The sequence below is a fragment of the Sphingopyxis macrogoltabida genome (assembly GCF_001314325.1).
Lineage (GTDB): Bacteria > Pseudomonadota > Alphaproteobacteria > Sphingomonadales > Sphingomonadaceae > Sphingopyxis > Sphingopyxis macrogoltabida.
Map to the genome: position 1 here is coordinate 2,549,680 of NZ_CP009429.1, position 13,022 is coordinate 2,562,701.

Annotated in this window: 11 protein-coding genes; 1 reads left to right on the plus strand and 10 read right to left on the minus strand. The window is 65.4% G+C overall.

What is annotated here, in order from left to right; genetic code table 11:
* Positions 1 to 24: 24 nt before the first annotated feature.
* The 10 genes from LH19_RS12655 to dapA all read right to left on the minus strand — a co-directional run bounded on the left by LH19_RS12655 (position 25) and on the right by dapA (position 10,888).
* A complete protein-coding gene (locus LH19_RS12655) occupies positions 25 to 612 on the minus strand; it encodes a hypothetical protein (RefSeq protein WP_054728438.1) in 588 nt (195 codons plus the stop codon).
* Positions 602 to 1,228 (minus strand): glutathione S-transferase family protein, encoded by a 627-nt coding sequence (locus tag LH19_RS12660; protein ID WP_054728441.1) that lies wholly within the window; start codon positions 1,226 to 1,228, stop codon positions 602 to 604. Before LH19_RS12660 ends, LH19_RS12655 begins: the two co-directional genes overlap by 11 nt.
* A gap of 21 nt (positions 1,229 to 1,249) precedes the next feature.
* On the minus strand, positions 1,250 to 2,065 hold the full coding sequence (gene speB / locus LH19_RS12665; RefSeq protein ID WP_054733484.1) for an agmatinase: 816 nt from the start codon (positions 2,063 to 2,065) through the stop codon (positions 1,250 to 1,252).
* Positions 2,066 to 2,446: 381 nt separating this feature from the next.
* Positions 2,447 to 3,526: a recombinase RecA gene (gene recA, locus LH19_RS12670; RefSeq protein ID WP_054588302.1), complete on the minus strand. Its 1,080-nt coding sequence runs from the start codon at positions 3,524 to 3,526 to the stop codon at positions 2,447 to 2,449.
* Between the two features lie 113 nt (positions 3,527 to 3,639).
* A complete protein-coding gene (locus LH19_RS12675) occupies positions 3,640 to 3,993 on the minus strand; it encodes a response regulator (protein WP_054728443.1) in 354 nt (117 codons plus the stop codon).
* On the minus strand, positions 3,983 to 6,364 hold the full coding sequence (locus tag LH19_RS12680) for a hybrid sensor histidine kinase/response regulator (RefSeq protein ID WP_054733487.1): 2,382 nt from the start codon (positions 6,362 to 6,364) through the stop codon (positions 3,983 to 3,985). Before LH19_RS12680 ends, LH19_RS12675 begins: the two co-directional genes overlap by 11 nt.
* A 359-nt stretch (positions 6,365 to 6,723) precedes the next feature.
* A complete protein-coding gene (locus tag LH19_RS12685) occupies positions 6,724 to 8,793 on the minus strand; it encodes a M13 family metallopeptidase (protein WP_082395652.1) in 2,070 nt (689 codons plus the stop codon).
* Positions 8,794 to 8,891: 98 nt separating this feature from the next.
* Positions 8,892 to 9,521, minus strand: a complete 630-nt coding sequence (locus LH19_RS12690; protein WP_082395654.1) for a DUF2062 domain-containing protein — start codon at positions 9,519 to 9,521, stop codon at positions 8,892 to 8,894.
* A complete protein-coding gene (smpB, locus tag LH19_RS12695) occupies positions 9,518 to 10,003 on the minus strand; it encodes an SsrA-binding protein SmpB (RefSeq protein ID WP_054588305.1) in 486 nt (161 codons plus the stop codon). Before smpB ends, LH19_RS12690 begins: the two co-directional genes overlap by 4 nt.
* A 9-nt stretch (positions 10,004 to 10,012) precedes the next feature.
* Positions 10,013 to 10,888, minus strand: coding sequence for a 4-hydroxy-tetrahydrodipicolinate synthase (dapA, locus tag LH19_RS12700; protein WP_054728452.1), 876 nt, complete (start codon positions 10,886 to 10,888; stop codon positions 10,013 to 10,015).
* Between the two features lie 101 nt (positions 10,889 to 10,989).
* Here dapA and LH19_RS12705 point away from each other — a divergent pair, with 101 nt between their 5' ends.
* Positions 10,990 to 13,017: a lytic transglycosylase domain-containing protein gene (locus tag LH19_RS12705; protein WP_054728455.1), complete on the plus strand. Its 2,028-nt coding sequence runs from the start codon at positions 10,990 to 10,992 to the stop codon at positions 13,015 to 13,017.
* Positions 13,018 to 13,022: the final 5 nt, after the last annotated feature.

The window sequence follows — 13,022 nt, forward strand, 5'->3', positions numbered from 1 at the left end:
GCAACCCAATTTATTTCCGCAATATCAGAAATCGGTCGCGATGCCCTTGCCCAGATAACAGGGCAGTTGCCGCAGCACGTCGGCCTTCGGGACCCCATCCTCGATCAGGTCGGGCGGCACTTCGGAGGCATCGGTGCGGACGACGATAAAATCGGACCCCGGCGCCGAACGATGGACGACGACATAGCCGCAATCCATCGTCCCGTCCTTGCGGTCGCCGCGGAAATCAAACGCCGCGTACAGCCCGGCGGGCTGGCCGGCGGGATCGGGATACCAACTCACCCGGAGCAGGCGAATCTGCCCGTCCGCCCACAAGGCCGGCCGCTTGCGGAGATTCATCTCCCATTCGAGACGTGGGTTCGACGCCTGGAACGACAGGCGCAGCATCGCATAGGCGGCGTCATAGTCGCGCTTGGCAAGCGCCATCGTATAGGCAGCGAACCGGTCGATGGCGCCTTCCTCGTCGATCGCCGTCGGCGCGAACGTCACGCCTTCGCCCGCCACGACTTCGCGCTCTACTCCGGGTGCGAGCAGCGGTGGCGCGGCGAGCGCGAGGGGCGTCCAGATCAGCGTTGCCGCAATGCATCCCAGAAGCCGGCGATCAATAGCCATAATAGGCGCCGCCCTTTTCGCGCGCGCGCTGCCACGCCGGCCGGACGTGGCAGGCGTTTACGAAGGCCGCGAGCTTGGGATAGCGCGGCGCCATCCCCTGCATCACCGCAATTTCGGCCGGAAAGCTCAGCATGATGTCGGCGGCCGACAGGCTGTCGCCGATAAAATGGCCGTTGTCGCCGACGCGGCTTTCCATGAAGGCGAAATGCGCGTCGAGTTGCTGTACGATCCGCGGTTCGAGCGGCGCCGCCGCCTCGCCGAGGCGCGCGGTATAGATGCGCAGCAGGATCGGCGTCATCGCCGACCCCTCGGCGAAATGCAGCCATTCGAGATGGCTGACATGATCGTCGCTGCCGCGTTCGGGCACGAGATGCCCGCCGCCGTGCCGCTCGCAGAGATATTCGGTGATCGCCCCCGATTCCATGATCACGCGGCCGTCATCCTGGATCAAGGGCGACTTGCCGAGCGGATGGACCGCGAGCAGGTCGGGCGGCGCGAGATTGGTCGTCTGGTCGCGGTCGTAGAATTTAATCTCATAGGGAGCGCCGATTTCTTCGAGCAGCCACAGGATGCGCTGCGAGCGGCTGTTGTTCAGGTGGTGGACGATCAGGCTCATGGGGCGCTCCTTGTCATGATGTCAGGGTCGATAGGGGCCGTTGCGGTCGATCAGCGCCGCGAGTTCGCGGACCAGCTTGGCGCCGACGATCGCCGTGACGTCGCCGGTGTCGCGGCCGGGATGAAGTTCGACGATATCGGCGCCGACGATCGGTGCGGTCTGCCGGTGCAGCACCGCCAGCATTTCGCGAACCGTCAGCCCGCCGGGCTCGGGATGGGCGACGCCGGGCGCCGCCGACGGGTCGAGACCGTCGAGATCGATCGAGATATAGAGCGGGCCGCCGAGCACGGGCACTCGATCGGGCGTGAAGCCGGCCATCGGGATGATCTCGACCCCGAAACGTTCGGCCTGCGCCCGGCAATGCCCGTTGAGCGTGCGAATGCCGACCTGGACCAGCCGCTCGGCGTGGCCCGCCTCACAAATGCGGGCAAAGGGCGAAGCATGGCTGCGCGGATTGCCGCCGAAATCGTCGTAGAGATCGGGGTGCGCATCGAAATGAAGGATGTTGAGCGGCCCGAAGCAATTTGCCGCCGCCTCGACGAGCGGAAAGCTCACGGCATGATCGCCGCCGAGCGCGAGCGGAATTTCACCGTCCTCGTGCAGCATCGCGACATGGCGGCGGATCGCGGCGTCGTCGCGCGGTGTATCTTCGCACAGCGGCAGATCGCCGTCGTCGGCGAAGGCGATATCGACACCGATCTCGGGGCCTAGTTCGCTCGCCAGATTGCCGCGGTCGCTGCGCAGCGCGGTACGGATCGCCGCGGGGCCGGCTGCGGCGCCGCGTTCGAAGCTGCTGTTGATGTCGGTGGGCAGGCCGAAGAGGCGGATCGCGGGCATGCGCCGCTTGTAGCCTTTGGAGAAGAGCACGCAAGCCACGGCGATCGGGAGGTCGGCCCTTCTGCTCCGAGCGATGTCTTCGGCGCCTTACCGCCGGCTGGGGAGGTTCCTGACTTCGTCATTCCCGCGAAAGCGGGAACCCAGCGTGGGGTAAGCCAACGCACGCTCTAGGTTTCCGCTTTCGCGGGAATGACGAGGGTTGGATATAGGGTTGGATATAAAGTGGCTGCTCACCGCCCCAAAACGGACGCGGTGCAGAGACCATCAACGGCTGGCGGGCCGACCTGCATGGGAGAGGGGAGTGCAGGTCCGAGGGGCTGGTGGCCCGCCGCCGTCGGCCGGCCGGTTCGAGCAAGGCGAACCGACCGGATGGCAATCGCATCAATTATCGTCGTCGCCCTCATCGTCGGGACCGGCCATCATCTCTTCGGCCACCGCGTCGGTGCGGCCGCGGATGGCGGCTTCGAGCCGTTCGCGAAGTTCGGGATTTTCGGTCAGGAAGGTCTTCGCATTCTCGCGGCCCTGCCCGATGCGGATCGAGTCATAGCTGAACCAGGCGCCCGATTTCTCGACGAGTCCGGCCTTGACCCCGATATCGAGGATCTCGCCGATCTTCGAAATGCCCTGTCCGTACATGATGTCGAATTCGACCTGCTTGAACGGCGGCGCGACCTTGTTCTTGACGACCTTGACGCGGGTGGTGTTGCCGACGATCTCGTCGCCATTCTTGATCTGGCCGGTGCGGCGGATGTCGAGACGGACCGAGGCATAGAATTTCAGCGCATTGCCGCCGGTCGTGGTTTCGGGATTGCCGTACATCACACCGATCTTCATGCGCAGCTGGTTGATGAAGATCACCATGCAGCGCGAACGGCTGATCGAACCGGTGAGCTTGCGCAGCGACTGCGACATCAGGCGCGCCTGCAGGCCGACATGGCTGTCGCCCATCTCGCCCTCGATTTCGGCGCGCGGAACGAGCGCGGCGACCGAGTCGACGACGAGCACGTCGATCGCATTCGAACGCACCAGCGTATCGACGATTTCGAGCGCCTGTTCGCCGGTGTCGGGCTGCGACACGATGAGTTCGTCGATGTTGACGCCGAGCTTGCGGGCATAGACGGGATCGAGCGCATGTTCGGCGTCGACGAAAGCGACAGTACCGCCGGTCTTTTGCGCCTCGGCGAGCGTGTGCAGCGCCAGCGTCGTCTTGCCCGAGCTTTCGGGGCCGTAGATTTCGATAACGCGGCCGCGCGGCAGGCCGCCGACGCCGAGCGCGATGTCGAGCCCGAGCGAACCGGTCGAGACCGCCTCGACCTGCATCGTTTCCTTCTGGCCGAGCTTCATTACCGAGCCCTTGCCGAAGGCGCGATCGATTTGCGCCAGCGCGGCGTCGAGCGCCTTCTGCCTGTCCGTTCCGTTCACTGATTTCCCCGATTCCACGAGTGACAATTGTCCGGCCATTTGCCGTCCCTTTCCAGCTCTAGAGCGACGGCCCGACCATCGCAACGTCGAAGCTGTGTACGTCATTTGTTCTCATAGAACAAGGGCAGAACAAAAGAAAAATCGCCGGCGAGCTAATCCGCGAAAAATTCGTCGAGAATGGCTTCGATCTGGCTGATCCTGAACGGTTTGGTCACCAGTGTCCGGTGCGCGTGCGCGGGCGGAATGACGTCGCCGCCGCCGGTGGTGAAGGCAAAGGGAATGCCGCGTTCGGCGAGCGCATCGGCGACCGGCCAGCCCTTTTCGTCGCCAAGGTTGATATCGACGAGAGCGCCGTCGATCGGCCCGGCGCCGATGATCGCCAGCGCCTCCTGATTACTTGTCGCCTGCTCGGGCTGGGGAAAGCCGAGCGCGTCGAACATGTCGACGAGCATCATCCCGATCAGCACATCGTCCTCGACGAGCAAGATGCGGCGATTATCCGGCATCGGACACCCGATGCGCCGCCTCGTCGAGCGCCGCCGACACGGCTTCGGTCAGCTGCGCGACGGAAAAGGGTTTGGGAAGGAAGGCCACGTCGTCAATATCGATCGACTGGCGCAATTGTTCCTCGGCATAGCCCGACATGAAAAGCACGGGCAGCGCCGGACGCTTCGCGCGCATGGCGCGAACCATCGCCGGGCCGTCCATCGTCGGCATCACGACGTCGCTGACGATCAGGTCGACCTTGTCCATCTGGCCGAAGCGTTCGAGCCCCTCTTCGCCCTGCGACGCGGTGACGACGGTGTAGCCCGCACGCACCAGCGCGCGCTCGGCAACCGCGCGCACCATATCCTCGTCCTCGACGAGCAGGATGGTGCCGGTTCCCCACTGGCTTTTCTTCGGCTTGGGCGGCGGCGCGGCGACGACCGGTGCGTCGCCTTCGGCACGGTGGACGGGGAGGTAGATGGTGAAGCTGGTCCCCTGCCCGGGCTTGCTGTCGGCGAAGATGAAACCCGCCGACTGCTTGATGATGCCATAGACGGTCGACAGGCCGAGCCCGGTTCCCTTGCCGACATCCTTGGTGGTGAAGAAGGGTTCGAAAATCTTTGGCAACACGTCGGGGGCGATACCGGTGCCGGTATCGCTGACCTTCAAGGCGCTATAATCGGCGGGTGGCATGATCTCGCTGCCCATTTGCCGCGCTTCGGCTGCCGAGACCGGATAGGTTTCGATCGTCAACGTGCCGCCGCCCGGCATCGCGTCTCGCGCATTGACGGCGAGGTTGATGATCACCTGCTCAAGCTGACCGGGGTCGGCGCGCACCGCGCCGAGCCCCCGGCCATGATGGACCGACAGCTTCACCGTGTCGCCGATCAGCCGCTTCAGCAGGTGCGATACTTCGGAGATGACGTCGGGAAGCTGGAGAATTTGTGGCCGCAATGTCTGCTGACGCGAAAAGGCCAGAAGCTGCCGCGTCAGGCTGGCGGCACGGTTGGCGTTGCTGCGGATTTGCTGGATATCGTCATAATCGCTGTCGCCCGGCGTGTGGCGCATCAGCATCAGGTCGCACGCCCCGAGCACCGCGGTCAGGATATTGTTGAAATCGTGCGCGACGCCGCCGGCGAGCTGGCCGACCGCCTGCATCTTCGACGCTTGCGCCACCTGCCGCTTGAGACGCGATTCCTCGCTCGAATCCTTCAGACTCAGCAGCACTGCCGCCTCGCCCAATCCGCGCACGCCGACAACGCGCATCGACACCGGCTCGTCGCCCTGCCCCGCCAGCCGGATCGACAGGTCGCCGCCGACCTGCTGCCCGCTGCTGTGGCGACGGATCATGTCGGCGAGCGGCCCCTTGTCCTCGCCCACGACCAGATCGCCGGGATACCGCAGCATCTTCCCTTCGGCGAGCCCGGCCGCGCGCAGGAAGGCGCGGTTCATGTAGAGAAAGCGTCCGTCGCGATCGACCATCGCGAGCCCGAAAGGCAGCAGCGACAGCAAGGTTTCGACATAGCCCTGCGCCGTACCGCGATCGGTCGGCCCCATTTCCTCGTCGAGCATCGCGAGGAGCATCGGCGTGTGGCTGTCGGCCGGCGCGAGCGGGATCTGGAGCATGCGCACGGGCGTCGCGCGGTCGCCTTCGCGCGCGAAATAGAGCGAGCCGCCATCGTCGAGGCGGAGCATCGGCGCGACATCACGGCCGGCATAATGGCTAACATCGCCTTCGCCCAATGCGCGCAGCAGAAACGCCTGATTCGCGACGCGCAGTCGTCCCTCGGCGCTGACGAGCGCCGCCATCACCCCTGCCTGCCCCAGCGTCCGTCCCGCCGGTCCGTCGAGGTGGCGGACGATCTCGGACACGAGATCGAGCCGCTCGAGCGCCGCGAAGCGCCACACGAGATAATCCTCGGCCTGCCCGGTCCGCGTCACCTGCGCACGCAATTGCAACGGCCCCACCGCCAGATCGTCGACCCGGCCTTCGCCGTCGCGCCACGCCGCGCGTCCGGCGTTCTTGAGCAATTCGGCCCCGCGTCCGTCGACCGGCAATCCCGGCGGGGTGATAAAGCCGCCGAACCAGGTCGCGAACAGGTCGTTGGCGCAGACCAGCCGGCCGGCGCGGTCGGTCACCGCAATCGCGACATCGTCGTGATTGACCGCGGCGCGCAGCATCGTCCAGTCGGGAAGCGAAGCCTCGCCCGCCGCAGGGACCGGGAACAATCGGCGCGCCAGCACCACGCCGCCGACCGCGATCGCCAGCCCGGCGAGGAAGCCGGCCGCGAGCGGCGCATTGCCGGTGACCCAGAACAGCAGCGCGACCGACAGCAGCGCCAGCCCGCCGAGCACCGCATAGTCGATGCGCGACAGCGTCGGCGGGACCAGCAACGGACCGCCCGGGCCCGCCTCCCTGCTGAAATCTTCCTCAGCGGCAGGCAGGCTTTGCGCGGTCAATGACAGTCTTTCCGATCAAGGGTCAAAACCCGGTATTGCCACTTTCGAGGCGTCGAAATGGCGAAGATATCGGCTTCGGGTGGCCGCAGCGGATGGTGGTTCCATCTGCAAGGCCACGCGGAGACGAGATCGAAGCCATTTCGACGTCCCTGCGGGATTTGACCGATTTTGTCCATGGCGTCGTCGGCAAGGCTTGGAATATGTTTATATGCCTTCGCCTCGCCTCCTAGCCCTGAACAAAATCGCTTCAAACCTCGAATGTGGCAATACCGGGCTTTGACCCTCGCGCGTTACCAGATGCGGACGCGATCTTTCGGCGCCAGATAGAGCTTCTGGCCTTCCTTGACGTTATAGGCCTTATACCACGGGTCAAGATTGCGCGAGACCCAAGACCGCTGAATCGACGGCGAATGCGGATCGGTGGTGATCCGCTGCGACAGATTCTGGTCGCGATAGTTGCGCCGCCAGACCTGTGCCCAGCCGAGGAAGAAGCGCTGATCGCCGCTCAGCCCGTCGATCACCGGCGCTTCCTTGCCGCCCAGCGACTTCTTATAGGCGTCATAGGCGATGGTCAGACCGGCAAGATCGCCGATATTCTCGCCAAGCGTGAAAGTGCCGTCGAGATGTTCGCCGGGCAGCACTTCATAGGCGTCATATTGCGCGACGAGCGCCTTGCCCGCCGCCTCGAAAGCCGCGACGTCGGCGGGGGTCCACCAGTCGGCAAGCTTACCGGTCTCGTCGTACTTCGCGCCCTGATCGTCGAAATGGTGGCTGATCTCGTGGCCGATGACGGCGCCGATGCCGCCATAGTTGATCGCCGCGTCGGCATTGGGATCGAAGAAGGGCGGCTGGAGGATCGCGGCGGGGAAGACGATCTCGTTCATGCCGAAATTGGCATAGGCGTTGACCTCCATCGGGGTCATCCCCCACTCCCAGCGACGGATCGGGCCGCCGAGGCGGCTGATATTGTCGTCGTGCGCGAACTGGTTCGAGCGGAGCGCGTTGCCGAACAGGTCGTCGGCCTTGATCTCGAGCTTGCTATAGTCCTTCCAGCGGTCGGGATAGCCGATCTTGGTGGTGAAATTGGCAAGCTTCTTCTTCGCCTTCACCTTGGTTTCGGGCTGCATCCACGTCAAATTGCCGATGCGCGTGTCGAGCGCCGCGAGGACATTCTTGACCAGCACGTCCATCGCCGCCTTGGTTTCGGGCGGGAAATATTTGGCGACATAATCCTGGCCCACGGCCTCGCCCATATTGCCCGTGGTGAAATCGACCGCGCGCTTCCAGCGCTCCTGCATCTGCGGCGTGCCCGACAGCGCGGTGCCATAAAAGGCAAAGGCTTCCTGTGCGACCGCGTCGGGCAGCACGTCGGAGAAGCCGTCAAGGCTGCGGACGATCAATATGTCGCGGATGACGCCGATCGGTGCATCGGCGAGCAGCTTCGCCTCGCCGGTGAAGGCGCTCGGCTGCGCCACCAGCAGCGTGTCTTCCTTGACCCCGACGCCGCGGATGAAGGTCGCCCAGTCGAAACCCGGCGCCGCCTTCGCCAGCTCGGCGACCGTCATCTTGTTGTAGACCTTGACCGCGTCGCTGCTGTCGTTCTTGTCCCAGTGGACGGTCGCAACCTGCTTTTCGAAATCATAGATCGCCTTGGCGCGCGCCGCGGCATCCTTTTCGCCGGCGAGCGTCAAGACATTCTGGAGATGCGCCAGATAAGCGGCCTGCAGCTTCGTGTTGCGTTCGCCATCCTTCAAGTAGAAATCGCGATCGGGCATGCCGATGCCGCCCTGCCCCATCGAATAGATATAGACTTCGGGATTCTTGTCGTCCTGCCCGACATAACCGCCGAAGAAATGCGGAATGCCGTTGCGGTCGGCTTCGGCGAGCAGCGCGGCGAGGCCGGCCTTGTCGACGCCGCGGACCTTCGCCAGCCACGGCTCGATCGGCGCGAGCCCCTTGGCCTCGACCGCCGCTGAATCGAGGTACGACGCATAGGCGCGGCCGATCATGCTGTTCGGGTCGCCTTTCGCTGCCTCGAGGATTTCCTGCGTGCGCTTCTGCGACAGGTCACCCAGCGCGGTGAACATGCCATAGTTCGACTTGTCGGCCGGAATCTGAGTGTTCTTTGCCCAGGCGCCGTTGGCATAGGCATAGAAATCGTCGCCGGGCTGGACGCTCTTGTCCATGCCGGTGGTGTCGAACCCGAAATCGCCGATTTCGGGTTTGTCGGTCGTTGCTGCGGCGGGCGTGGTCGCGGCGGCTTCTTGCGCAGCGGCGCCGGTTGCCGGGACGATGGCAAAGAGGATGGCGCCAAGCGCGGCGGTCGCCATCAGGCGCGAAGAGGCGTGGAGACGAGTCATGATATTCCCCGGATTTCGAGACAGAGCAGAGCGCCGTTCCGCAGAGGCAGGGACGGCACGAGCGATAGACCAGCTATACGCGCGGGCGCTCCGGCGGTTCAACCGGCGGGCGTGTCGCTCGTCGATGCCTCAAGTCGTTTGTCGCGCGCCCGGCGAATCTTTTGCCGCCAGCGCAGGCGGATCCAGCTATCCCAGATCACCGAGGCGAGGAGATAGCCGACGACCGCCGAAACCACCGAAATGACGAAGAGACCTGCAAGGCCGCCGAGCAGCGCCGTTCCCGCGTTGGCGGTGAACCAGTGCCACCATTCGACGAGCGAAGCGCCTTCGTCATAGAGGATGTAGAGGTTCGACACGTTGGTGTGCATGCCGAACAGCGCGCTCCCCAGCCACACCGACGCGGCCAGAATCAGCGGGGTGGTGACCGGATTAGACAGGAAGGTCATCGCCGCCCCGATCGGAATATTGGCGCGAAACGGCAGCGCCAGCAGCGCGACGCCCAGTATCTGCACGCCGGGGATCAGGAAAAAAATGCCGACGAACAGCCCGAGCGCGGTGCCGCGGCGGACCGAGGTCCGCGTGAAACGCCACAGATGGCTGTGCGCGACGCGGTGGGCAAACGGCTTGATGAAACGGCTTTCCAGCAATTCCTCGCGGTTCGGGGAATTGCGCCGGATCCAGTTCATCACCGCAGCCTTGTCGCCCGGCTTCTTTCCCGGCCCGCTCATCCGCGTTCCTTCATCAATCTTTGCTTGTCGCGCTTCCAGTCGCGTTCCTTGATCGACTCCCGCTTGTCGTGCGCCTTCTTGCCCTTGGCGAGCGCCAGTTCGACCTTCGCGCGGCCGCGGCTGTTGAAATAGACGCTGAGCGGGACGAGCGTCATCCCCTGCCGCATCACGCCGGCGTGCAGCTTGTTGATCTCGCGCCCGTTCAGCAGCAGCTTGCGCGGCCGCTTCGGTTCATGATTGAAGCGATTGCCGTGGCTGAATTCGGGGATATTGGCGTTGATCAGCCACACCTCGCCGCCGGTCACCTCGGCATAGCTTTCGGCGATCGTCCCCTCGCCGAAGCGCAGCGACTTCACCTCGGTGCCCTGCAGCGCGATCCCCGCCTCGAACACCTGTTCGATCGCATAGTCGAAGCGCGCGCGCCGGTTCTCGGCGACGACCTTCTTCTTGTCGAATTCGGCGGCGGACTGCGGACGGGCCATGACGAAAGCTCAGATCACTCCTGCCGACGACAGCGCGGCATCGACGGCGGCACGCGATGCGTCCGACGCCGGAATGATAGGTAGGCGCACTTCGGGCGAAAACCAGTCATGGATACGCGACAGCGCATATTTGGCCGGCCCCGGCGACGCGTCGGAGAACATCGCCTTGTGGAGATCGAACAGCCGGTCGTGCAGCGCCAGCGCCTTCGCCCAGTCGGCAGCGGCACACGCCGCAGCGAAGTCGGCGCAGAGCCGCGGCGCGACATTGGCGGTGACCGAAATGCAGCCGACGCCGCCCATGACGGCGTGCGGCAGCCACAGATCGTCATTGCCCGAAAGCTGACAGAAGTCCGTCCCCGCGCCCGCACGATGCACCGTCACGCGGGCGAGGTCGCCGCTCGCATCCTTGATCGCCACGACCGAGGGGATTTCGGCGAGCTTGCACATCGTCTCGGCGCTGATGTCGGCGACGGTGCGGCCGGGGACGTTATAGACGACGATCGGCAGGTCCGACGCATCGGCAAGCGCCCGGAAATGCGCGAGCATGCCCTCCTGCGTCGGGCGGTTGTAATAGGGCGCGACGACCAGCGCCGCGGTGGCTCCGGCGGCCTGCGCGTGGCGCATGTGGCGCATCGCGGTCGCGGTGTCGTTCGACCCGCAGCCGGCGATCACCGGGACGCGGCCCGCCGCCGCCTCGATGCAGCTATCGATGACGCGATAATGTTCCTCGAAGCCGAGCGTCGGGCTCTCGCCGGTCGTGCCGCACGGCACCAGTGCGCTCGTTCCCTCGTCGATCTGCCACTCGACCAGCCGTTTGAGAGCCGGCGCGTCGAACGCTCCATCGCGAAATGGCGTCACCAAGGCGGGAATCGAACCCGAGAACATGCTCCGCTCCTTTACAAAAACAGGCCCAAGACCGATAGGAATCTCAGGCGCGCCGCCTAATGGACGTCTATTCAGCGCCCCGCAAGGAGTTTGGCATTAGTATGGCCGCTATGATCTCGCTGCCCAGGATTTCCCGCCTCGCGCTCGCCGCGGCCCTGCTCGTCCCCACTGCTGCCACCGCCAGTGAACTTACCCCCGAACAAATGGCCTGGTACCGCGCCCAGATGGGGCTCGCGTCGGCCTCGGGGCCGCCGCCCGCCACCAGTTCGGTCGGCGACGCGGTGATGGAATGGCGGCGGCTGACCGCGAACACCGGCGCGTCCTTCGACCAGCTTTCGCGCTTCCTGATGGCGAACAAGGGCTGGCCCGACGCCGACAAGATGCGCAGCCGCGCCGAAAAGGCAATCGCGCTCGACAGTTTCGACCCCTCGCGCACCCTCGCTTATTTCGCCGCCTATCCCCCGCAGACCGCGAGCGGGCACCTGCGCATGGCGCTCGCGCTCAACGCGACCGGGCGCCGTGACGAGGCCAATGCCGCCGTTCGCCGTGCATGGACCAGCGGCGCGCTCGACGATTATGAAGCGAGCCGGGCGCTCAGCTTCTTTCCCGGCGCGCTGACGCCCGCCGATCACGACGCACGGATGGACCGGTTGCTATGGCTCGGCGCCACCGCCGCCGCAGGCCGCCAGCTTGCCTATACCTCGCCCGAGAAGCGCAACATCTTTGCCGCGCGCCTCGCGATGCGCAGCGGCGCGGTCGATGCCGCGATGCAGGCGATGGCAGTCGAGGGCGCGAACCCGTCGCTGACGCGTACCGATGCCGGCTATATCACCGACAAGGCGACGTGGCTGCGCAAGGGCGGCCGGGTCGGCGAAGCCCGCGCGCTGCTCGCTGCACCGCGTTCGCTCGCGAGCGCACCGACCGATGCCGAGGAATGGCTCGAAACGCTGCTCACCAACGCACGGCAAGCCGATGCCGCGGGCGACAAGCAGACCGCCTATAATATCGCGCGGCAGCTCGACGATGCGCTGCCGCCCGGCACGGTGATCCGCGAGACGCCGCTCGGCATCCGCGACGATTATACCTCGCTCGCGTGGCTGGCGGGTCAGCTCGCCTACAAGAACCTCCGCCGCCCCGCCGAGGCGGTACGCCTGTTCCGCAACTATGGCGAGGCGGCGCGCTCGGCGCAGACGCGGACGAAGGGCTTCTACTGGGCGGGCCGCGCGGCGCTCGCGGCGGGCGATCCCGCGACGGCCAATGCGGCCTTTGCCGATGCAGCCCAGCATTACGACCAGTTCTACGGACAATTGTCGCTCGAGCGGCTGAACCGGCCGCAACCGAAGCCGACGCCGGTTCCCTCGATCCAGGTGAGCGACGACGAAAAGCGGGCATTCGGCGACGATCGCCTCGTCCGCGCCGCGCGCGCGCTGGGCGAGATCGGCGCCTGGCGCGAACAGTCGCTGTTCCTGCGTGCGCTGGCACAAAAAGCGACCTCGCCCGCCGACCATGTCCTCGCCGGTCAACTCGCGTCGCAGATCGGCCGCCCCGACCTGGGCGTGATGATCGGGCGGAGCGCGCAGGCGAACAGCCTCGACGCCGTCGAAGTATCGGGCTTCCCGACCGTCCGTGTCCCGGCGGGCCATGAAAGCAACTGGACCTTCATTCACGCGATCACCCGGCAGGAAAGCCAGTTCGACCGGCAGGCGATCAGCCATGCCGGGGCACGCGGGATGATGCAGCTGATGCCTGGCACGGCGCGCGAGGTCGCGGGCAAGCTGGGACTGAGCTATGACGCCGGTTCGCTGACCACCGACACCAATTACAATATGATGCTGGGTTCGACCTATTTCCAGCAGATGCTGAGCTATTTCGGCGGCAGCTATCCGCTGGCGGTCGCGGCGTACAACGCCGGGCCGGGCAATGTGAACAAATGGCTGCGCGCCAACGGCGACCCGCGCGGCGGCGGGATCGAGATGGTCGACTGGATCGAGGCGATCCCGATCTTCGAGACGCGCAACTATGTCCAGCGGGTGCTCGAAAATGCCGTCGTCTACGACACGCTGCGCGACGGGCGGACGCTGCCGCAGGCGCCGCTGAGCTTTTATCTCGGCAAACGCACCCCGGGATAAGCGCC

Excerpts from the sequence above, each read along its gene's own strand:
- smpB (WP_054588305.1), bottom strand. The coding sequence starts at position 10,003 with ATGGCCCGTCCGCAGTCCGCCGCCGAATTCGACAAGAAGAAGGTCGTC.
- LH19_RS12685 (WP_082395652.1), bottom strand. The coding sequence starts at position 8,793 with ATGACTCGTCTCCACGCCTCTTCGCGCCTGATGGCGACCGCCGCGCTT.
- dapA (WP_054728452.1), bottom strand. The coding sequence starts at position 10,888 with ATGTTCTCGGGTTCGATTCCCGCCTTGGTGACGCCATTTCGCGATGGA.
- LH19_RS12690 (WP_082395654.1), bottom strand. The coding sequence starts at position 9,521 with ATGAGCGGGCCGGGAAAGAAGCCGGGCGACAAGGCTGCGGTGATGAAC.
- LH19_RS12655 (WP_054728438.1), bottom strand. The coding sequence starts at position 612 with ATGGCTATTGATCGCCGGCTTCTGGGATGCATTGCGGCAACGCTGATC.
- speB (WP_054733484.1), bottom strand. The coding sequence starts at position 2,065 with ATGCCCGCGATCCGCCTCTTCGGCCTGCCCACCGACATCAACAGCAGC.
- LH19_RS12675 (WP_054728443.1), bottom strand. The coding sequence starts at position 3,993 with ATGCCGGATAATCGCCGCATCTTGCTCGTCGAGGACGATGTGCTGATC.
- LH19_RS12705 (WP_054728455.1), top strand. The coding sequence starts at position 10,990 with ATGGCCGCTATGATCTCGCTGCCCAGGATTTCCCGCCTCGCGCTCGCC.
- recA (WP_054588302.1), bottom strand. The coding sequence starts at position 3,526 with ATGGCCGGACAATTGTCACTCGTGGAATCGGGGAAATCAGTGAACGGA.
- LH19_RS12660 (WP_054728441.1), bottom strand. The coding sequence starts at position 1,228 with ATGAGCCTGATCGTCCACCACCTGAACAACAGCCGCTCGCAGCGCATC.